This is a genomic window from Streptomyces sp. MB09-02B (genome assembly GCF_033794485.1).
Lineage (GTDB): Bacteria > Actinomycetota > Actinomycetes > Streptomycetales > Streptomycetaceae > Streptomyces.
Window position 1 is genome coordinate 31,384 of record NZ_JARGEE010000011.1, and the last position, 19,757, is coordinate 51,140.

At 71.3% G+C, this 19,757-nt stretch carries 18 protein-coding genes and 1 pseudogene; 13 read left to right on the top strand and 6 right to left on the bottom strand.

What is annotated here, in order from left to right; genetic code table 11:
* The first annotated feature begins 62 nt into the window (after positions 1 to 62).
* Together P1P70_RS03495 and P1P70_RS03500 are read left to right on the top strand one after the other, a co-directional pair.
* Positions 63 to 785: a FadR/GntR family transcriptional regulator gene (locus tag P1P70_RS03495; protein WP_319234463.1), complete on the top strand. Its 723-nt coding sequence runs from the start codon at positions 63 to 65 to the stop codon at positions 783 to 785.
* A 327-nt stretch (positions 786 to 1,112) separates the two neighbouring features.
* Positions 1,113 to 1,709, top strand: coding sequence for a GNAT family protein (locus tag P1P70_RS03500; RefSeq protein WP_319234464.1), 597 nt, complete (start codon positions 1,113 to 1,115; stop codon positions 1,707 to 1,709).
* A gap of 302 nt (positions 1,710 to 2,011) precedes the next feature.
* On the opposite strand, the gene P1P70_RS03505 is transcribed toward P1P70_RS03500, so the two are convergent.
* Positions 2,012 to 2,707 carry a type 1 glutamine amidotransferase domain-containing protein gene (locus tag P1P70_RS03505; protein ID WP_319234465.1) on the bottom strand — a complete coding sequence of 232 codons (696 nt, stop codon included), beginning with the start codon at positions 2,705 to 2,707 and terminating at the stop codon, positions 2,012 to 2,014.
* A 471-nt stretch (positions 2,708 to 3,178) separates the two neighbouring features.
* Between P1P70_RS03505 and P1P70_RS03510 the strand changes: the two genes are divergently transcribed.
* From P1P70_RS03510 to P1P70_RS03520, 3 genes are all read left to right on the top strand, one after another.
* Positions 3,179 to 5,437, top strand: a complete 2,259-nt coding sequence (locus P1P70_RS03510; RefSeq protein WP_319234467.1) for an MMPL family transporter — start codon at positions 3,179 to 3,181, stop codon at positions 5,435 to 5,437.
* A gap of 132 nt (positions 5,438 to 5,569) precedes the next feature.
* The gene (locus P1P70_RS03515; protein ID WP_319234469.1) at positions 5,570 to 6,934 is read left to right on the top strand and encodes a sensor histidine kinase; all 1,365 of its coding nucleotides are present in this window, start codon (positions 5,570 to 5,572) and stop codon (positions 6,932 to 6,934) included.
* Positions 6,931 to 7,587: a response regulator transcription factor gene (locus tag P1P70_RS03520; protein WP_319234471.1), complete on the top strand. Its 657-nt coding sequence runs from the start codon at positions 6,931 to 6,933 to the stop codon at positions 7,585 to 7,587. Before P1P70_RS03515 ends, P1P70_RS03520 begins: the two co-directional genes overlap by 4 nt.
* 113 nt (positions 7,588 to 7,700) lie before the next feature.
* On the opposite strand, the gene P1P70_RS03525 is transcribed toward P1P70_RS03520, so the two are convergent.
* Positions 7,701 to 8,234: an alpha/beta hydrolase fold domain-containing protein gene (locus P1P70_RS03525; protein WP_319234472.1), complete on the bottom strand. Its 534-nt coding sequence runs from the start codon at positions 8,232 to 8,234 to the stop codon at positions 7,701 to 7,703.
* A 235-nt stretch (positions 8,235 to 8,469) separates the two neighbouring features.
* Between P1P70_RS03525 and P1P70_RS03530 the strand changes: the two genes are divergently transcribed.
* Together P1P70_RS03530 and P1P70_RS03535 are read left to right on the top strand one after the other, a co-directional pair.
* The gene (locus P1P70_RS03530; protein WP_319234474.1) at positions 8,470 to 8,913 is read left to right on the top strand and encodes a DUF4436 family protein; all 444 of its coding nucleotides are present in this window, start codon (positions 8,470 to 8,472) and stop codon (positions 8,911 to 8,913) included.
* 310 nt (positions 8,914 to 9,223) lie between these two features.
* Positions 9,224 to 9,736, top strand: a complete 513-nt coding sequence (locus P1P70_RS03535) for an ATP-binding protein (RefSeq protein ID WP_319234493.1) — start codon at positions 9,224 to 9,226, stop codon at positions 9,734 to 9,736.
* Positions 9,737 to 9,800: 64 nt separating this feature from the next.
* Here the strand turns inward: P1P70_RS03535 and P1P70_RS03540 are convergent, their stop codons facing one another.
* Together P1P70_RS03540 and P1P70_RS03545 are read right to left on the bottom strand one after the other, a co-directional pair.
* Positions 9,801 to 10,187, bottom strand: a complete 387-nt coding sequence (locus P1P70_RS03540) for a hypothetical protein (protein WP_319234475.1) — start codon at positions 10,185 to 10,187, stop codon at positions 9,801 to 9,803.
* Positions 10,188 to 10,612: 425 nt separating this feature from the next.
* Complete coding sequence (locus tag P1P70_RS03545; protein ID WP_319234476.1) at positions 10,613 to 11,200, bottom strand: hypothetical protein; 588 nt, start codon at positions 11,198 to 11,200, stop codon at positions 10,613 to 10,615.
* A 138-nt stretch (positions 11,201 to 11,338) separates the two neighbouring features.
* Between P1P70_RS03545 and P1P70_RS03550 the strand changes: the two genes are divergently transcribed.
* Complete coding sequence (locus tag P1P70_RS03550) at positions 11,339 to 11,956, top strand: SUKH-4 family immunity protein (RefSeq protein WP_319234478.1); 618 nt, start codon at positions 11,339 to 11,341, stop codon at positions 11,954 to 11,956.
* Between the two features lie 229 nt (positions 11,957 to 12,185).
* Here the strand turns inward: P1P70_RS03550 and P1P70_RS03555 are convergent, their stop codons facing one another.
* Positions 12,186 to 13,622 carry an FG-GAP repeat protein gene (locus tag P1P70_RS03555; protein ID WP_319234480.1) on the bottom strand — a complete coding sequence of 479 codons (1,437 nt, stop codon included), beginning with the start codon at positions 13,620 to 13,622 and terminating at the stop codon, positions 12,186 to 12,188.
* Between the two features lie 246 nt (positions 13,623 to 13,868).
* Between P1P70_RS03555 and P1P70_RS03560 the strand changes: the two genes are divergently transcribed.
* From P1P70_RS03560 to P1P70_RS03580, 5 genes and pseudogenes are all read left to right on the top strand, one after another.
* Positions 13,869 to 14,495, top strand: coding sequence for a hypothetical protein (locus tag P1P70_RS03560; protein ID WP_319234495.1), 627 nt, complete (start codon positions 13,869 to 13,871; stop codon positions 14,493 to 14,495).
* Positions 14,492 to 15,178 (top strand): hypothetical protein, encoded by a 687-nt coding sequence (locus P1P70_RS03565; RefSeq protein ID WP_319234482.1) that lies wholly within the window; start codon positions 14,492 to 14,494, stop codon positions 15,176 to 15,178. Before P1P70_RS03560 ends, P1P70_RS03565 begins: the two co-directional genes overlap by 4 nt.
* A gap of 101 nt (positions 15,179 to 15,279) precedes the next feature.
* The gene (locus tag P1P70_RS03570; RefSeq protein WP_319234484.1) at positions 15,280 to 15,768 is read left to right on the top strand and encodes a MarR family winged helix-turn-helix transcriptional regulator; all 489 of its coding nucleotides are present in this window, start codon (positions 15,280 to 15,282) and stop codon (positions 15,766 to 15,768) included.
* A complete protein-coding gene (locus tag P1P70_RS03575) occupies positions 15,765 to 17,066 on the top strand; it encodes an MFS transporter (RefSeq protein ID WP_319234486.1) in 1,302 nt (433 codons plus the stop codon). Before P1P70_RS03570 ends, P1P70_RS03575 begins: the two co-directional genes overlap by 4 nt.
* A 43-nt stretch (positions 17,067 to 17,109) precedes the next feature.
* Positions 17,110 to 17,286: pseudogene (locus P1P70_RS03580) on the top strand (aldo/keto reductase); the annotation flags it as partial.
* A 126-nt stretch (positions 17,287 to 17,412) separates the two neighbouring features.
* Here the strand turns inward: P1P70_RS03580 and P1P70_RS03585 are convergent.
* A partial coding sequence (locus tag P1P70_RS03585; RefSeq protein WP_319234489.1) for a hypothetical protein occupies positions 17,413 to 19,757 on the bottom strand: 2,345 nt, incomplete at its 5' end.

A 19,757-nucleotide genomic window follows, 5' to 3' on the forward strand; every position in this document is an offset into this window, starting at 1 on the left:
AGGTCACGCATAGACAGCGGACCGGGCATGCCGGAAACACACACGCGCGAAGAGGGGGCACGGTGTCCCTCACGGACAAGGCCATCGAGCAGATTCGTGAGCTGATCCGGACCGGCGAGCTGCCGCCCGGTTCCAAGCTGCCTCCCGAGCCGGATCTGGCGGCTCAGCTGGGGCTGTCCCGCAACCTGGCGCGCGAGGCGGTCAAGGCGCTGGCGGTCGCCCGTGTGCTGGAGGTCAAGCGGGGCGACGGCACCTACGTCACCAGTCTGCAGGCGAGCGTACTGCTGGAGGGCCTCGGCGGAGCCGTGGAACTGCTCCAGGCCGACGCGGGCGCGCTACTGGACCTGATGGAGGTACGGCGGCTGCTCGAACCCGCCGCCACCGCGGTCGCCGCCACCCGCGTCACCGACGAGCAACTGGCCGGGATCAAACACCACCTCGACGCGATGCGCGAGGCCCGCGACGACGTCGAACTCCTCAACGTGCACGACGCGGCCTTCCACCGCGCCGTGGTCGAGGCCACGGGGAACGAGTCCCTGCTGGCACTGCTCGAAGGCGTCTCCGGCCGCACGCTTCGCGCCCGGGTCTGGCGCGGCCGGGCCGACGTGCAGGTCGCGACCAGGACCGTCATGGAGCACGAGGCGATCTACGCGGCGCTGGCCGCCCGCGACGCCACACTCAGCCAGGCGGCCGCGCTGCTGCACGTGAGCAGCACCGAACAGTGGCTGCGCGAACACATCGAGTCCGAAAGCCTTCCCTCGGCCACGTCCGCGAACTCCGGCTGAGAGCAGGACGAGGGGACGAATGTGGTGACGGCGGCGCACGTCAGCCGCAGAACACGGCGTTGCGGCGGAGCCGTTCGGCACACCACCGGAAGTGCCCGTCGCGGTCGTCCAGGCCGAAGGCCTCCGTGAACCGGGGCCGCCTGGTCACCGGCCGTCTGCGGGGCGACCGGTTCGGTACGCGGGCCCGACCGCACGCGGGAGGAGCGCTGTTCCAGGACGTAGATCTCACGCTTCAGACGCCCGTGGCAGAGTCGTCCCGCCACCGACAGCGACACCGCGGCGGCGAACGTCCGACAATGGAGTCCCCGTCGAACGCCAGGAGGCAGCTTGAGCCGGCCCTCGCAGACCCGACCGGCCGGCCCCGGGATGCGGCTTCAGCCGCTGACCGAGGCCGGGGCCTACCAGATCGAGCACTGGTTCGACCACCCCGAGGTCCAGAAGCGCCTCGGCGGCCGGTCCTGGATCCACAGTCAGCTGCGGCTGATCAACGAGCACACCCGTACCGTCTTCCGCGGCGCGCTGGTGCTGCGCTCCCACGGCTGGATCGGCCTGGATCAGGGCGGGAAGCCGGTCGCGTTCATCTGCGGCGATGTCTACGACCGCTGGGTCCGCTACCACGGTGAGGGCCCCGAGGGAGCCGTTCTGTCCGACGCCGACCCCCGCCGCGCCCTGGGCCTGGCCTACCTGGTCGACCCCGACCGGTGGCGGCACGGATACGGCCGCGCGGTCCTCCAGGCCGTTCTCACCCACCCCGGCACCGACGACGTCCAGACGTTCTTCTGCGGCATCGACGCCGACAACCAGGCCAGTCGCGACTGCGTCGTCTCCGCCGGCTTCACTCTCCCCGACCCCGAACCGGACCACGAAGACATGCTGTACTACCGCTGCACCGGGCGGCCCCCGAGCCCGGGCCGAGGCAGGTGAGGGGCAGAGACGAGGCCTGCGGACTGAACCCGTCGGACTACCGGCGTGCCGCCCACGGCATCCCCGAGTGAGGCACTCGGGGCCGCCTACACGGGTGGAGACGAACGATCCCGGAGGTAACTGTCCACCGTGTTCAGCGAGTTGCTCGCCACGGCCGCCGACAAACGCCTGGACCCGATGGTGACCCGGACCCTGCCCCTGGAGAAGGTGCCGACGGCCTGACCGAACCTTCGGGCCGACGGGTGCGGGGCAAACTGGTCCAGGTCTCCTCCTGACGGAATCTTCCTACGACGGGCGGCTGCTCAGACGAGGTGTCGGACCACTGCCTCCGCGACGGCCTTGGCGCTGCCCGGGTTCTGACCGGTGATGAGGCGGCCGTCCTCGACGACGTGACTGTCGAAGGGCTTCTCCGCGATGCTGTACGACGCGCCGAGTTCCCTGAGCCGGTCCTCCAGGCTGTAGGGGACGGCGTCCGCCCGCTGCGCGAGTTCCTCCTCGCGCCAGGAGAAGCCGGTCACGTTCCTCCCCTTCACCAGGGGCTCGCCGCTGCTCAGGGTGACGTCGAGCAGGCCGCACGGCCCGTGGCAGACGGCCGAGACGATCCGGCCGGTCTCGTAGAAGCGGGCGATGAGCGTCTCCAGCGCCTCGCTCTGGTGGAAGTCGAACATCACGCCGTGACCGCCGGTGAGGTAGATGGCGTCGTAGTCGTCGACGTCGACCTGGGCCACGGCCACGGTGTCCTTGAGCTTGTCCATGAACTGGCGGTCGGTGTACCGCTTGTCGGTGCCGAGGTCGTCGAGGACCGCGTGGGCGAGGCTCTCCGGGTCGAGCGGCACGGGCCCGCCGTCGATGCTGGCGATGGTGATATCGAACCCGGCCTGTTCGGCGACGTCATAGAAATGCGTCAGCTCACCCAGCCACAGACCGGTGCGGTATCCGACGGTCTCGTACTCGCCGACGCTGGTCACGATGACAAGGATGCGGTTCTTGCGGGGCATGGGATTCCTTCTGTTGCGGATCGACGGTGATGTTGAGGCCTCTGACGACAACTTAGGAGTGGTCTTCCACGCGCCTCCCAGTACTCCGGTAGTGAATCGGGACACGCCGTGTAGTACCGGAGTACTACGGTCCATCATCCACTCGGTGCCGGACAGGGCGGGGTGTTGAACCCGACAGCACCGAAACCTCACCGGCACGGCCCCGAATGTCCACCAGGTGCAAGCCGTTCTCCGAGGCAAGGGTGCCGAGCGCCGCCCGGTGCACCCGACCCGACCGGGTCCACCACTGCCGGAGTCTGCGTGCTTCCGGATGAGGGCGACCGGTACCGGAGGAGGAGGCGTCGTCGTCGTATTCGCTTCCCTGGTGCCGTGGGTGGCTGGATTTCCGCGCCTAGTTTGAGGGACGGGTCACGCAGACCCACTCAGTCTCGTCTTCTCTGTCCCGTTGTTTCCCAGGTGGGAGTACTTTCTGTGGCCACCCTCCTCTACCGACTCGGCCGGTTCGCCTTCAGGCGGCGACGCCTGGTGGTGTTGTTGTGGATCGTCGCTGTGGCGGTCGTCGGTATCGGCTCCGCGAGCGTGTCGGGCACGTCCTCGGACCAGTTCACGATCCCGGGTACCCAGTCGCAGAAGGCGCTGGATCTGCTCGACGAGGAGTTCCCGCAGGCGTCCGCCTCGGGTGCCACCGCCCGGGTCGTCTTCGAGGCCCCCGGCGGGCAGAAGCTGACGTCGGGCGCCAGCAGGGCCGAGGTCGAGTCACTGATCGCCGACCTCCACAAGGCCCCTCAGGTGGCGAGTGTCAGCGACCCCTACGCCAGTGGTCTGATCAGCCGGGACGGCACCGTCACCTACGCGCAGGTGACGTACCGGGTCGCGCAGGCCGAGATCACCGCCGGGGCGCGGGACGCCCTGCACGCCGTCGCCGGCAAGGGCGACAGGGCGGGTCTCGCGGTGAGTCTGGGCGGTAACGCCGTCAACGAGAAGGAGGGCGCCAACGCCGGCGAGCTGATCGGTCTCGCGGTGGCCGCCGTGGCGCTGGTGATCACCTTCGGCTCGCTGCTCGCCGCGGGCCTGCCGCTGCTGACCGCGCTGCTGGGCGTCGTCTTCGCGATCCTGTCGATCACCATCGCGACCGCGCTGTGGGACATGAGCGGCTCGGCGTCGACGCTCGCGCTGATGCTGGGCCTGGCGGTCGCCATCGACTACGCCCTGTTCATCGTCTCCCGCTACCGCGGGGAGATCAGGGCGGGCCACGAGCCGGAGGACGCCTGCGGGCGTGCCCTGGGCACGGCCGGATCAGCGGTCGTGTTCGCCGGCCTGACGGTGGTCATCGCGCTGGCGGGACTCAGCGTCGTCGGCATCCGGATGCTGTCGGACCTGGGCCTTGCGGCGTCGTTCGCGGTCGTCGTGGCCGTGGTCGTCGCGCTGACCCTGCTGCCCGCGGTCCTGGGCTTCGCCGGGACGCGCATCATGAGGGGCAGCCTCCGGACCGGGCGCATGCGGGCGCTGGAGCGCGGCGAGGGCGAGCCGATGGGCGTGCGCTGGGTCCAGCACGTCATCCGCCACCCCTGGCGGGCGCTGCTGGTCTCGGTCGCCGTCCTTGGTGTGCTGGCCGTTCCGGCGCTGTCGATGCGCCTGGGCATGCCCGACGACAGCACCGCTGCCGCGGGCAGCACCCAGCGGGTCGCCTACGACACCCTCAGCAAGGGGTTCGGCCCCGGTTACAACGGCCCGCTGACCGTCGTCGTCGACGCCCGGGACAGCAAGGACCCCAAGGCCGCCGCCGAGGAGACGGTCACCGTGCTGGGCGAGCTGCCCGACGTCGCCTCCGTGAGCCCGCCGGTGTTCAACTCCTCCGGGGACGTGGCCCTGATCCGCGCCGTCCCCAACAGCTCCCCCAGCAGTCAGGAGACGGTGGACCTGGTCGGGGAGATCCGTGACACCACCGCCCCGGCCGTGCTGAAGGCCACCGGCGCGGAGGTCGTGATCACCGGCACGACGGCCCTGAACATCGACGTCTCCGACAAGCTCGGCGACGCCCTCGTGCCCTACCTCCTGGTCGTGGTCGGTCTGGCCGTGATCCTGCTGCTGCTCGTGTTCCGCTCGGTCCTGGTGCCGGTCAAGGCGACGCTGGGCTTCCTGCTCAGCGTGGTGGCGACCCTGGGTGTGCTGGTCGCGGTCTTCCAGTGGGGCTGGCTCAAGGACGTCTTCGGTGTCGACACGACCGCGCCGATCGTGAGCGTGATGCCGATCTTCATGATCGGTGTGGTCTTCGGTCTCGCCATGGACTACCAGGTCTTCCTCGTCACCCGGATGCGGGAGGAGTACGTCCACGGTGCCGAGCCCACCGAGGCGGTGGTCGCGGGCTTCCGGCACGGTGCCCGTGTGGTGACGGCCGCGGCGATCATCATGATCTCCGTCTTCGCCGGCTTCCTCCTCGCCGACGCCGCACTGATCAAATCGATCGGCCTGGGTCTCGCCTCCGCCGTCCTCTTCGACGCCTTCGTCGTCCGCATGACGATCGTGCCCGCCGTCATGACCCTGCTGGGCCGCCGGGCCTGGGCCCTGCCCCGGTGGCTGGACCGAATCCTGCCCGACGTCGACGTCGAGGGCGAGAAACTGCGGCACACCCTGGACGGACCGGCCGACACCACAGAGCCGGACGGGCAGGCCGAGCCCACGAGTGCCCAGGACAAGCCGCTCGAGCCCGCCCGCCGGGGCCGGGACTGAGCACCGCGCCGCTTACAGTGGCCCGGCGCACGTGATCCCACGCAGCGGGAGCCGCCCCTCCAGACGCCGTCCGCCGGCCCTCACCCCCCGAGGGCCGGCGGACGGTCCGCCGGTACCCCGGAGACACACCCCGTGACCTCAGCATCGAAGGACCACTCCACCGCCCCCGGCTTCGGGCCGTGCACCTCGAAGGACCGTACCGTCGACCCCGTCACCCTGCTCTGCGGTGCGGAGGACCGTACCGTGGTCCGGCTCCTGGCCCTGCTGGCCGCCGTGGGGCGGGCGGACCAGGCACACCCCCGCGTCAGGAGGTGGGGGGTGCCCCTCCTGTGCGCCGCGCTCGGCCTCCAGCCCCTGCTGGAACACCCCGCGTCCGGACGACCCGCCCTCCCCGTCTCACTGCTCCTGCTGGCCGGAATCACCGTCCCGCTGCTGTGGCGCCAGAGCCGCCCCGTCCTGGTGTTCGCCGTCGTCACGGGGTTCTCCGTGACGGAGGCCGCGTGCGGGGTACTGACCCACGCGCACTTCCTCGCCCAGCTGATCATGCTGTACAACCTGGCCCGCTTCGCCTCCCCCTTCGCGCTGGCCGGCGCCGTGACGGTCGCCGTACCCCAGACACTGATCACCATCCTCGCCTTCTCCTCCGACGTACAGCTCAAGCGCATCACCACCGCCCTGGCGCTGGCCGTCATGCTGACGCTCAGCATGCTGGCGATGGCGGGACTCGGGCTGGGCGGACGGGTGGCGCGCCAGTACATCGCCACGCTGCAGGACCGGGCGGTGCGGCTGGAGGTGGAACGGGACCAGCGGGCCCGGCTCGCGGAAGCGGCGGAGCGGGCACGCATCTCCCGGGAGATGCACGACATCCTCGGCCACACCCTCGCCGTCATCGTCGGCCTCGCCGACGGCGCGGCCGGGCTCGTCGAGTCCTCTCCCCGACGGGGCGCCGAGACGCTCCAGATCATCGCGGACAGCGGGCGGGGCGCACTGGCGGATCTGCGCCGGCTCCTCGGCACTCTCCGCGAGGACGGCACCGCCTCCCGCGGCACCCCGCTGGCACCCCAGCCCGGCCTGACCGACCTCGACGCCCTCGTGGAGCGGATCCGGGCCGCCGGCCCCACCGTGACCCTGCACACCGAGGGTGCTCTCGCCGGCCTTCCCGCAGGCCTGCAACTCACCGTCTACCGCATCGTCCAGGAAGCTCTGACCAACACCCTCAAGCACGCGGCCCCCACCACGACGATCGACGTGTCCGTCGTGGCGACCTCCCACGCGGTACGCGTCGCCGTCGAGGACGGCGGCCCTCCGCGTACGCCCCGTAGGCACCCTCGCGAGGCCGGGGGCCAGGGCCTCCTCGGCATGCGCGAGCGAGCCTTGCTCTACCAGGGGACCGTGACCGCCGGCCCGAACGCCCGGGGCGGCTGGAGCGTCCGAGCGGAACTGCACTTCGCCCCACCCACCCACACGCCCACGCCTACGGAGAAGCACCCGGCATGACCACTGTCCTCATCGTCGACGACCAGGCCCTGCAACGCCTCGGCTTCAGCATGCTCATGGAACAGCACCCCGACCTGACCGTCGTCGGCGAGTCCACACACGGCGCCGAAGCGGTCCGCATGACCGCCGAACTCCACCCGGACGTCGTCCTGATGGACGTCCGCATGCCCGGCATGGACGGCATCGAGGCGACCCGCCGCATCGTCACCTCCGGCGGCCGCTCCCGCGTACTCGTCATGACCACCTTCGACCTCGACGAGTACGCCTACGACGCCCTGCGCGCCGGAGCCAGCGGCTTCCTCCTCAAGGACGCCCTGCCCGAGGAACTCCTCGCAGGGATCCGCGCGGTCGCCGCCGGCGACGCCGTCATCTCACCCGGGCTCACCCGCAAACTCATCGACGCCTTCACCACACGCCTGCCCGGCCGTACCCGTGAGCAGGCGCGACAGCTGGAAGCCCTCACCGAGCGTGAGATCGAGGTGCTCACCGCGGTCGCCTCCGGCTGCAGCAACGCCGAGGTCGCCGAACGCCTGCACCTCGCCGAGACCACCGTGAAGTCCCACGTCAGCCGCATCCTCGCCAAGATCGGCGCCAGGGACCGGGTCCAGGCCGTCATCTTCGCCTACGACGCGGGGCTCGTACGACCGTCATGAAGAGCCGGAGCGGTACGGGGCCACTCAGCTATACGGGAAGCGGTCGCCGATGGGGGCCCGCCCCCCCCGACGACCCGGGAACCGGCCCGGACGATCCGCGACCGCGCCCCCGATCAGTCGGGGTGCACAGCCTGACGCACGTGCTGGGCCATCAGGCCGTAGACGCCTCGGGCCACTTCGGCGTCGTCCTTGTCGTAGCCGTGGTCGGCGCCCGGCACCTCGCAGTGGTCACGGAGCGCACCGGCGCCGCGCAGCCGCTCGGCGTAGCGCGTGCCTTCCGCGCGGAGGAGTTCGTGCTCCGGCGTGATGACGACCGCCGGGGCGATACCGGTCAGGTCCGCGGTGTCGGAGGGATGGGCGGGGGAGACCAGGGGATCACCGCGCAGCGCCGGGTCAGGCACGTACGAGGTGTCGAAGATGTCCGCCATCCACGGGCGCAGCAGCGGCTTGGCGATGACCGAGCGCTTGTCCCGGGCATCGGTGACCAGGTCCAGAGGGGGATAGTGCAGGATCTGCAGAGCGATCGCGGGCCCTCCCTTCTCCAGCGCCTGCCGCGCCACCGCCGCCGCGAGGGCCCCTCCGGCGCTCTGGCCGCCCACGGTGAGCAGGCCGCCGTCCCAGCCGTGCTCGGTGCCGTGTTCGGCCACCCACCGGACGACCTCGTACGCCTGGTGGGGCGGCGCGGTCGGCGCCCTTGGCGTCCACGGTGTCGCGGCAGGCCCGGGTCGCCTCGACGTGCATGCGGCCGGTGGACGGCGCGTTGGAGACCAGGCCGAGCGCGCGGGCGTTGAACTGGTCGATGTTCGGGCAGGTGAGCTCCGGGTCGGCCACGACACGCTCTTCTCGGTCTCCGCGGAACCAGCGCCCTCCCGCCAGGAGGCCGTGGTGACGCTGGGGCTGGCGCGATCGGGCAGCTCGCTGGTCTTCGCGGTCTTCATGATGGCGGTGATGTGGGAGCTCGCGGCATCCGTGCTCATCGGGGCCTGGTACCTGACGACCGGCCCCGAGGGCCTGGTCTGGCCCGGCCCGGCCTGGATGGCCGCCACCCTGTTCGCCCTCGCCGCGTTGCGCAACACCGCTCCCGGCACACCCCCGATCGGCTGCGTGCTGGACTGGTTCGCCTTCCTGTGGGCCGAGCCCGTCATCGCCCTGTGCCTGATCACCGTGGTCATCACCGGCGTCCACAAGGCCCTCCGCGAGGACGGGCCGCCTGCCTGGTGGCTCTGGGTGGAGGAGGTGGGCGGGGCCGGTTCGGCTGCGGTTTACGTGGCCTGTGGCCTGTGGCCCGTGGCCGACCCTGGATGGTCCGCCGACGCTGTCGACTAGGGTGAAAGCATGTGTTGCTGCGCTGCCATGACCACCCGTACCGCCGCTTAGCGGCGGTACCCGCGGTCGCCCATGACCGCGGCCTCGTTGCCGGCCCCGGCCGGAGCCAGTGCCACGACGTACCGCCGGATCAGCGTCCTGCCGGCAGCCACTCGCCTCTTGCTGTGCTGCCGGGCCGTCCTGCCTGATCAGGGGAGTCATGTCTCAGTCGCAGCGCTTCTTCGATGCACAGCTCGAAATCCCGTTTCCCGTCCCGCACGGAGCAAGCCCCGTCGTGGCGCAGGATCCGCCTGTCGCCACCCTGTTCCTGATGGTCGGGCTCCCCGGGGCCGGGAAGACCACCCGGGCCAAAGAGCTCGCCGCAACCCACCGGGCACTGCGGCTGACCCCGGACGACTGGATGATCCCGCTGTTCGGCGATTCGATGGCCGACGGAAAGCGCTGGGTACTCGAAGGGCGGCTCATCTCGGTCGCCCTCCAGGCGCTGCGGCTGGGGACCAGCGTCGTGCTCGACTACGGACTCTGGGGCCGTGATGAACGGTCGGCACTGCGCTGGCTGGCACGCTCGGCAGGGGCAGCATGCCAGGTGGTCTACGTGCCCGTGGACAAGGACGTCCAGCTCGCCCGCATCGCGCACCGCCAGGCGACGACACCGGACCAGACGTTTCCCATGAGCGAGACCGACGTAGACCAATGGCGGGAGCAGTTCCAGGCTCCTGACGCCGCCGAACTCGCCGGGGGCGAGATCCCCACCCCGCCGACGGGCTCGCCGAGTTGGCCGGAGTGGGCGGTGGACCACTGGCCCTCGTGCACCGACGCCTGAAAGAGCTCGTTCTCTCCCGGGATGAAACAACGGGAGAGAACGCCTTCTCAGCCCGGATGCGTCGTCAGCACGGCACCTGGCTCACCACTTCGAGCTGGCTGTCCGGAACCCACCCGGCCCACCCGCCGGTGGTGTCGTCACGGACATAGTTCCAGTACACCCCTCCGACGATGCGATAGCAGTGCAGGTCGACCTTGTGCGTCGGCTGTCCCTCGCCGCACGCGCTGGCCGAGGTGGAGGCCGTCTGGCGGAGCTTGGTTGCGTTCTGACTGAAGTACCGTTCCCAGACAGAGCCGTCCTTGTCGTTCGGTGCCCAGTACGAGCCGGCGGGCTTGCACGGCCTCCAGGCGTCGGCGGCCTGCGCGGTGCCCGACAGGAGGACACCCTGAAGTCCTGCGGAGACGGCGATCACCGTTGCCGCCGATACGAAGCGTGAGGTCAACGATTTCATCGAGAGCCCTTTCTGACTTCCTCGCGGATCGAGCGGATCAATTCGAGTTCGTCTCCAGCGTTCGCGCTTCGTCGTCTCAGCCGAACTCCCACAGGTCCTTGCCGCTATGCCCTGTGCCGTCGTAGTGACCCCTGGGCTTCGCGGCGACGGCAGGGTTGACGGCCCCGTGCGGTGGTGAGAGCCGGCCGAAGCGCCTGGCCGGGACGCTTCAAACGGTCCCAGCGGCAGTCCGGCCCAACCAGGAAGGCAGCACGCAGCCTTCACGCAACTGACACGCAACTGAGGGGATGTCGCCTCGCGCCGCTACAGGTGCCGAACGACAGAGACCGGACGGCAGAGGCCGGACGGCAGAGGCCGGACGACAGAAGTCCGACCACAGAGGCCGGAGGTCGACGGCGCTGCCCCTTTCCCGGGGTTGGGGACCGTCAGTCGAAGATGTCCAGGAGGTCCGGCCAGGAGCCTGCGTCGTCCGTGCGGCGGGGCCGTATCGGGAGCGGGTCCGGGTAAGCCCGCGTCGCGGCTCTCGAGCGGACGACATCGGGCCCGCCGCACGCCTCTACCGCGAAGGCGCCGAATACCTCGGCGAACGCGGCAGGATCACGGAACTCCACGCCGAACGCCCGGCCGTCCAGCAGTGGCACCCACACCACCCGGTCGAACCGTGCCCATTCCAGCACCGGTTGGTCGTCCGCCGTCGATCGGCCCTCCAGCCACAGCCGCGCCACGTGCAGCAGGTTCACCTTGTTCATCGGCAGCCGCTTGCGCCGCACCCGCAGTTCACGCGCCGTCAGCTCGACGCGCTGGTCCTTCCTCGGGTACCAGACGACACCGATCCCGAACGGCACCCACAACAGGATTCCGATCAGCGGCCAGACCAGAGCGTCGCCCCACGACCGGAACAGCCCGCCGTCCAGCAGGTACAGGGCTCCGAAGACCAGCACCCACTTCGCTGTCATCCGCCAGAACCCGCTGCCCTGCCGGTACAGGACCCGCCGCTTCCCCGTCCTTGCCATGCCCCCACGCTATCGGCCGCCCCGCAGCGCACCGTAGGCGCCCTTCGCCCCCCCGTGGACGGAACGCCGGGGGCCCGGTCCCCGGCACGGGCGTGGATCTCGGCGCCGGGCGACCCTCCCGGGCCGTAGTGTCGAGCCGTGCTCTTCGACGTCACCCGCAGCGAACTCGCCGACATCTTCGGCGAGGACCGGCTCGCCGCCCTGCCCGCCACCGCCTTCCCACCCTCCACCGCGGACACGGAGGGCGCCCGCCTCCTGCAGACCGTCGGCATCCCCACCGGGACGCTGTGGCTGCGGGAGGCCGACGAGGAGTCCGGTCGACTCTCTCTCGTGCACGAGGTCGTCGACATCGGGGACTTCGAGGACGCCGCGGAGGGCGCGGGCGAGTGGACCGTCATCGGCTGGCTGCTCAACGCCCACCTCGCCCTCGACCCCGTCTCCGGCCAGGTGCACGCGTTCGACCCCGACGAGGAGACGGTCCGGGAACTCCACACGGACGTCTCCTCCCTCGTCCAGGTCACCCTCCGGTTCCAGCGCCTGCTCGAGGAGTTCACGTTCAGCGACGACGACGTCGACGAGGAAGCCGACTTCGAGCGCCTGGACGACGAGGTAGAGCGCATCCGTGAGGAGACGACCGCCATCGACCCGCTCCCCTTCCAGGACGACGAGACCCTCTGGTCGGTCGTGGGCCAGGAGATCGCCATGGGCCAACGCTTCACGGGCAACCGGCCGGGAGGCCTGCCGCCCTACGGGTGACGGACGACCGCGAACGCCACAACTCGTCGTCGCGGCCATGGGACCGCCACGCACGGGACCTGGTCGCACCCGCCGCCCCGCCGACGCCGATGCCTACGCCGACTCCGACGCTGGAGCCGTCGGGCGCGGCCGGTGAGTTGCCCGCTGCCCGCTGCCCGCCGGTCGCCTGTCGCTGGTCGTGTGGGTCCCTGAGCGCGTTCGGTCAGGGACCCACACCGAACTCGATGAGCTAATGCCCCAGTACTTCGCCGTACTTGATGGCCCCGTTGGGCAGTGCGAAGCCGAACGGGGTCAGTGATTTGCCCAGCGGGTACGTCTCCTCGGTGCTGGTGGGTACGAACCAGACGCCGCCCGACTTCGGCTCGCCGGCGTTCTCCCCGGGCGCGCTCACCGCCGTGTCCCCCAGGCCGTCGCGGTTGTAGTCGCCGACGGTGACCTGGGCGCCGAAGCGGTCGCCGGCCTCGGCGGCGCCGGGCATGTTCGGGGTGCTCTGGCTGCGGGCAAGACCGCCGTGGAGACCCTGCTCCGTGCCGTTCAGGACGACGTACCCGCCCGCGTCCTTCAGGGTGCCCACGTCCTCACCGGGCACGCCGACGACCAGTTCCGGGCGGTGGTCGCCGTTCAGGTCGCCGGCGGAGAGCGCGGCGCCGAAGTCGTCGCCTTCCTCCGCGGCGCCGCCGACCTGCGGGCTGGACTGCGTGACGCACTCGCTCCCGGCACCGAACTTCGCGGTCTTCGAGCCCTTGAACACGAGCACCGCACCGCCGAGGCGGTCCTGGCAATGCGTCGTGTCGGACTCGGTACTGGGTTGCACGAGGCCGACCGCGAGGTCGTCGGTGCCGTCCTGGTCGAAGTCGGCGGCGGCGAGTGCGCTGCCGCGGTCGGAGTCGGCCCACCACTGCGCGGGTGTGGCCTGGTCGTTCCACCGGGTGATGTAGGTGCCGGAGTCCTCCAGAGCCCGCCAGGTGGCGGCCAGGTCGTCCCTGCCGTCGCCGTCGAAGTCGCCGGTGGCCAGGTCGAGGGTGTGGCCGCCGATGCTGTACCGGCGCACGGCGGTGGTGGTCACCGGGTCGCCGGTGAGCGGGCCCGGGCGGAACCGGAGCGCGCCGTTCTCCTCGCCGTTCTCGCCGTACGCGAGGTCGGCGTCGCCGTCGCCGTCGTAGTCACCCGTGGCGATGGTCAGGCCGACGTTGCTGTACTCGGATGTGCCCCGGGCCACGGTGGTGCCCGTGACGTTCCACCCCGAGCCGTCCAGGACGGTGATGGTGCCCTCGTCCTTGAGCTGGTCGGAGGTGAGCGACTCGCCGCTCGCGCCGACGGCCAACTCGAAGACACCGTCGCCGTCGACGTCCACGGGCACCACGGAGGAGCCGAACCGGTCGCCCGCCTCGGGCGTGCCGGGTATGCCGGTCTCGGCCTGGCTGATGACGCCGGTGGACTGACTGGGGCTCTGCGGGCCGCCGTAGATCACGCTGACGTAGCCGGCTCCGGCCTTCCCGCCCACCGTGGCGTCAGGCATGCCGACCGCGATGTCCGCGTATCCGTCGCCGTTGAAGTCGAAGCGCGCGGCCGACGCGGCCGCGGCGCTCCCCGCGAGCGGCAGGGTCAGGCCGGCAGCGGTGAGGGCCGCGACGACGGCGGTGGCGGCCAGGGTGCGAGCGCGCACGGTGAACTCCCGTGGTAGAAGGGGGAAACGAGGGTGAAGGTCGTACGCGGATGTGACTCGCGAGGTGGACGAAGGGTTGTGTGAAGACGGCCGCCCGGCCAACGCGACCTCATGCCCGGGCGACAGCACCCCTGTGCCCGGGCGGCAGCACCTCTGTGCCCGGGCGACAGCCCCCCTGCCTTGCGCCCGCTGCCGCAGCGAAACCCCGTGGTGGTGCGACAGCGGGTCCGGGATCATCTCCGTGTGATGGTGATGCAACCCGTTCTGGAGATCTTCGCCGTCGGCGGCTTCGCGCTCTGGCCCGTCGGCGAGCACGAGTCCTACGGCTATCTCGTGCTGGACGGGGACCTGACTCCGGCGGAGGTCGGCACCGCGGTCATGCGGATCGCCGAGTGCAACGACGTCGAGCCGGAGGAGGACCACGGGCCGTGCCCGACCGACCCGCTCGGCGCGTTCCTGCACGGGCTGCTCACCATGCCCGACCTGTTCGCCGCCGGGGGGTTCCGCGTGACCGACGACGCCACCGGCACCGTCTACATCGACCCGAGCTGCTGCAACGGCCTGGAGACGTGGCGGGACTGGCTGGAGGTGCTCGACGGCACCGGCAGCGCCTACTTCGGCCATGACCCGTCCTCGGCGGCGGAACGCGTCGGCTCCACCGTCCGGTTGACGTTCGACGTCCACGCGGAGGACGGCAGCCCGGTGATCGAGCTGCCGGTGGACGAGGTGCGCGCGCTGGTCACCGGCGCTGAGCAGGACCTGCGGGACTTCTTCGGCCTCGCCGGGAACTGGGCCGGGGAACACCTGCCGGCACACGCCGCCGCCGTCACCGCGGCCCTGGCTCGGGCCTTGGATCTGGAGCCCGCACAGTGACCAGCTTCCTGACCCACCGGGCGCGCGTGTGCGACGCCCGACTCCCGCTCCATCGCCGGCACAGCGCGCTGCGCACCTGCCTCACCGTCTTCGCGCCCTACGGCCTGCGGGCCACCTACCACCACCTCACCCTCAGCGCCGCGATTCCCCGGCGGCTGCATGCCGATCCGGACGCGCTGGTGCGGGCGGTCGAGGAACTGCACGAGGCTCGGGTGCTGTGGCTCGCGCGGGCCGAGCAGTACGCCGCGCGGCGCCGGGCTGAGAAGCGGGCCGGGAGGCGGGCCGTGCCGGACCCCCGTCCGTGGTGGCTGCGGGGCTGGTGGGAGGGATCGGAGCGCGCCTGGTACGACGCCCCGTTCCACCACCCGTCGCTGCGTCTGCCCGAGTACGTCCGGCGGCAGAACGCGCTTCTGGACGGTGCCGAGCTGCCGGGCTGCCCGGCGTGCGGTGACGAGGGACCACCGGAGCAGCACTCGACCGGACACGGCTGGGTCGAGCTGTGCGGCCGGTGCGCGTGGGCGCCGGCGCGGTGTTCGTGCGGACGCAGGCACCAGCTCGTGCCGGAGACCTCGTACAGCTGGAACTCGATCTGGCGACGGGCGCATATGGGCGATGACGGCATGCCTAACCCCCACTGGCCCGTGAGCGGGCCGGCTGGATGCGGTGCGGCGAGCGACGGGTAAGCCGGCTGCGGTCGCGGCTGCGGTCGCGGTCGTGGGGTGTCCCCGCCACAGTGCGCCGAATCATCGTAGCGCTGTTATATTAGTGCTGTTATATTAGCGCTGTGACATCATCAGATCCCACAGCGCTACCCGATCCCTGGCACTCTCTGCACGAGCTTCTGGCGGCCATGGACGCCGAGATCGAGCAGGTGTACGTCGAGCGCGGCATCAAGGGGGTGCGGCCTCGCTTCGCCTATCCGCTGATCCGGCTCGCCCATACCGGACCACTGACCATCCGCGAGCTCGCCCAGTCCCTGGGCCGCTCGCACTCCGCCGTCAGTCAGACCATCGCCGCCATGCGCAAGGAGGATCTCGTCACCTCCGAGCCGGGGCCAGACGCCCGCACCCGGCGCATCGGCCTGACCGAGCGCGGGCGAGCGCTGGTGCCGTTCCTGGAGGCGGAGTGGCGTGCTACCCACGCGACGGTCGCCGAGCTGGACAGCGAACTCCCGTACGCGATGACCACCGTTGTCGAGGAGGTGCGGCGGGCCTTGCGGCACCGGTCGATGCGGGAGCGGATCCTCCAGCACCTCGTCGAACCACCGCGATGAGACGGCGCGTCCGTATCCGGTTCCTCGACACCCGCCCGCTGCGCGGCAGCCAGCCGTTTCGTGCTCTGTGGATCGGCACCTCCGTCTCGCAACTCGGCGGGCAGATAGCCACCGTGGCGGTGCTGGCCCAGGTCTGGGACCTGACCGGCAGCCCCGTGGGCACCGGCGCCATCGGGCTCGCCACCGGTCTGCCGATGGTGCTGTTCGGGCTGCTCGGCGGCACGTTGGCCGACACCTTCGACCGTCGCGCGGTGGTGCGGACCACCACCGCGGGCCAACTGCTGGCCGCCGCAGGGTTGTGTGCCCAGGCCCTGGCGGACAACCGCAACGTGCTGGTGCTGCTCGCCCTGGTGGCCCTGGGGACGAGCTGCGGCGCCCTCGGAGCTCCTGCCCGGCGCACCTTCCCGGTCCGGCTGTTGCCGGGCGACCAGGTCGCGGCCGGACTCGCGCTGACCAACGTCTCCTTCCAGGCAGCGATGCTGACCGGCCCCGCCCTGGCCGGACTGATCATCGCCCGCTGGGATCTCCCTGCCGCGTACGCAACCCAGGCCGTGGCCACGGCAGTTGCGATGCTTACGGTGATCCGCCTGCCTGCCGTGCGGCCCGAAGGAGCCGAAGCGGCAGGCGGCAGGCGCCGGCCGGAGCGTGGCGGCTGGCGGATCGTCCTGCGGCGCCCGACGCTGTGGGGCTCCATGGCCACCGACCTCTCCGCCACGCTGCTCGCCATGCCCGTCGCGCTGTTCCCGCTGGTCAACGAGACCCGCTTCGGCGGGAACCCGCAGACCCTCGGCCTGTTCCTCTCCGCCGTCGCGGTCGGCGGGATCACGGCGGGTCTGCTCTCCGGCACGGTGACGCGTTGGCGCCGTGGCGGCCTGGTACAGCTGTCCGCGGCCGCCGTCTGGGGCCTGGCACTGGCATGTTTCGGTCTGGCGGGGCCGTTGTGGCTGGCGCTGTGCTGCCTTGCCGTGGCGGGCGCTGCCGACACCGTGTCCGTCGTCACCCGCGGTGCGCTGGTCCAGCTGGAGACGCCGGACGCGTACCGAGGGCGGGTTTCCTCGGTGGAACACGTCATCGGTGTGGCGGGCCCCGAACTCGGCAACTTCCGTGGCGGCCTGCTGGCGTCGGTGACCTCTGCCTCCTTCTCCCTGGTCTTCGGCGGACTGTCCGCCGTCCTGGCGATCGCCACCGTGTCCGCGACCAACGCGCCCCTCCGCGCCTATCGCACGCCTCCCACACCCACGAAACCGACAGCCCCTGAGGTCGCCGACGCGACGGCGCCCGGCGGCCAGGCCTGCTGACGCGCTTCCACTCCTGAGAACGGCAGGCCACATGGTCAGCGGGCTCGACGCCACCCCCACGCAGGTGGCGCTCGCCTGGCCCCTCGGCCGCTCACCCGTCATCCTCCCGATCCCCGGCACCGCCCGGACCGATCACCTGGAGGAGAATCTCGCCGCGGAGCGTCTCGAACTGACCCCGGTGGACCGCGATCGCCTCGACCGTCTGCCGGAAGTGGCATAAGCCTCCGCCATTTCTGCGCCGGAGCCAGGATCGGTCGGCCCAGCCGGTGATGCCGCCGAAGGTTGGGCTGTCGACGATGGCCGCGCCGCGCCGTGGGCCGGTGGAGGTCGCCGGTCGCGTACCACGTCACTTGAGGTGGACGAGCGCCACGGAGTCCGGCACCCTGCTGCCGTCGTCGAGGACCGCGGTGAACGTCAGCCGCTGGTCGGTCCGGCGGGACACGGAACGGTCGGCCGTGACCGTGAAGTCGACGCCCGTACGGCCCTGGGCCGGCACCCGGACACGGGGCGCTCCTCGTGGTCGGACCGACCAGCCTGCTGCTGGGCGGGGTGTGAGCGTCACGTGCCGCGCCGAGCCGTCGAAGTTGTAGACGTCGACCGTCATGCGCGTACGACGCCCGAGGCGGTAGCCCAGCGGGGGAGGGGCGTCGCCGTTGTCCTTGCCGGGGGCGGCGTTCCGCGCCGCAAAGCGTTGACCGAGGACGATGTGCTCGGCCGGGGAGAGGAGATGGCGCGCGGGCCGGGGAGCGAGGTCGACCGGTGGGGCGCAGGACGGTACGACGACATAGACGGGGTCGGGCGAGGCGGTGACCGTGGTGACACGGCGACCCATGAGGTCGTAGGCGGTTCCCCGCAGGTCGACCCGTACTCGCTCCGGCGCCCACAGGACGGTGACCCGCTCGCCGCGCCCGCTGTCGAAGACGAACCCCACGGCGCCGTCGGGCAGTTCGGGGACGGCGCCGACGAAGCGGGCCGCACCGAGCAGTGAGGTGAGCACCGCGAAGGCCGTGTACGAGGGCAGGGGGTGGAACCGCCGGTCGAACAGACCGAAGTACACGCCGTCGTCATGAAGGGGCGGTCCCGCGAACCAGAACTGCCGCGCGTTTCCGGCGGCTAGCCCCTCCACCATGGAACGGACGACGTATCGGGCCTGCACGACCTCCTGGGCGGGCGTGAGGTCGTGACACGGGCGGGCCTCCAGGAAGGCACCGCACTCCGTCATCCACAGCGGCATGCCCGACGCCCCGCGTCGGCCGGCCAGTTCGTGCTGCTCGTCCGCCGCGCCGGGGAACCGCGGGTCGTCCTTCTCGGCGGGGTCCGGGTATCCGTGGAAAGCCCAGACGTCGGCGTACCGTACGACGTCGTTGTCGATCATCAGGTCCTGGAAGGTGCCGCTCTGCGCGATGCCGGGCAGGACGACCAGCGGCGGCTCCGCGTCGATGTCGTCCTCGGACAGGTCCCGGGCGGCGTCCCTGATGCCGAGAGCGAGGGCCTTGACGAACGCAGCGTGGGCGTCGCCGGTGCTGCGCGTGGTGTCGACGTCGGGCTCGTTGGACAGCTGGATCGCTTCCGGGGCGGCGTGTGCCAGGCGGCGGGCGTAGTGGTAGGCGTGGCGAAGGTCCGCCGGGAGCGGCAGCGACGCCTCGGTCATCGCCCACTCCGGTGCGGACGAGACCACGTCGCAGACCGCGAGTCCGTGCGCGCGCAGGGCACGGGTGACGCGGTCGTGGCGCACGGTGTCGTACACGCGGGGTGCCGGTTCGGCGGCGGGCCAGGACTGACCGTCGCGCACCCAGCCCGCGCCCATCCGCCGCAGTGCGTCGGCGAAGGCGTCGATCCGGGACGGTGGTACGAGAGAGGACACCCAGATGTTGACCCCGAACCGGCTCGCGGCGCCGGTGACGGGTAACTGCCGCGGGAGGCAGGCGAATTGCCCGGTGACGCCCCTGGCCTCCACCCGGTAGTGCCCGGGCGGCAGCCGGGGGAGCAGGACGGTGGCCGTCGCGCTCCCCGCACGCAGGGTCGCCTGACCGTCGGCCACACACTGCCCGTGATGGTCGGTGACCGTGTAGCGCACCTGATGTGTGCGGACGGCGTGGCCGTCGAAGCGCACGCTCAAGGGAGGGGCGGGATCGCCGTGACGGTGGACGGGGACCGAGACCTCACGGGGCACGGGCTGCCCGGCCCGGGGCCGCCGCAGGGTGAACGTGACATGGTCGAGCCGGAGCACGTACGCGATGGCGTGGTCGACGGGGACGGCCTCGCCGACGCGGAAAGTGACCGTGTTCTCGCCGTGTCGGAGCTCGACCTCGCCGAGTTCGAGCACGGACAGGTCCCCCCAGGCGCGGCGCGACTCGTACCAGAGCGGCTGTGAACGCGCGATCTCGGTGAACGGGCCGTCGTTCACGCGCAGTCGCATGTACGAGGCGACTGCTTCCACCTGTGCCGTCTCGACGGGAGCCGTGGCGACGGCGGTCAGCGCGTACACCCCCGCCTCGGGTGCCGGCACCCGGTACGCGGCGAACCACCCGCTCTCACCGGGCGCCTCCCGGCCGGTCATCAGCGCCAGGTACCGCCCCCGCGAGGCACGCCGGTCACGGACCACCGGAATGTTCGTACGGACAGCGGCCTCGCCTGGCACGGTGATGACCACCTGCGCCGCGTCCGCTCCGCCCCTGCCTGCCACCCGAC

Excerpts from the sequence above, each read along its gene's own strand:
- P1P70_RS03540 (WP_319234475.1), bottom strand. The coding sequence starts at position 10,187 with ATGAAATCGTTGACCTCACGCTTCGTATCGGCGGCAACGGTGATCGCC.
- P1P70_RS03520 (WP_319234471.1), top strand. The coding sequence starts at position 6,931 with ATGACCACTGTCCTCATCGTCGACGACCAGGCCCTGCAACGCCTCGGC.
- P1P70_RS03545 (WP_319234476.1), bottom strand. The coding sequence starts at position 11,200 with ATGGCAAGGACGGGGAAGCGGCGGGTCCTGTACCGGCAGGGCAGCGGG.
- P1P70_RS03575 (WP_319234486.1), top strand. The coding sequence starts at position 15,765 with ATGAGACGGCGCGTCCGTATCCGGTTCCTCGACACCCGCCCGCTGCGC.
- P1P70_RS03535 (WP_319234493.1), top strand. The coding sequence starts at position 9,224 with ATGGTCGGGCTCCCCGGGGCCGGGAAGACCACCCGGGCCAAAGAGCTC.
- P1P70_RS03505 (WP_319234465.1), bottom strand. The coding sequence starts at position 2,707 with ATGCCCCGCAAGAACCGCATCCTTGTCATCGTGACCAGCGTCGGCGAG.
- P1P70_RS03560 (WP_319234495.1), top strand. The coding sequence starts at position 13,869 with ATGGTGATGCAACCCGTTCTGGAGATCTTCGCCGTCGGCGGCTTCGCG.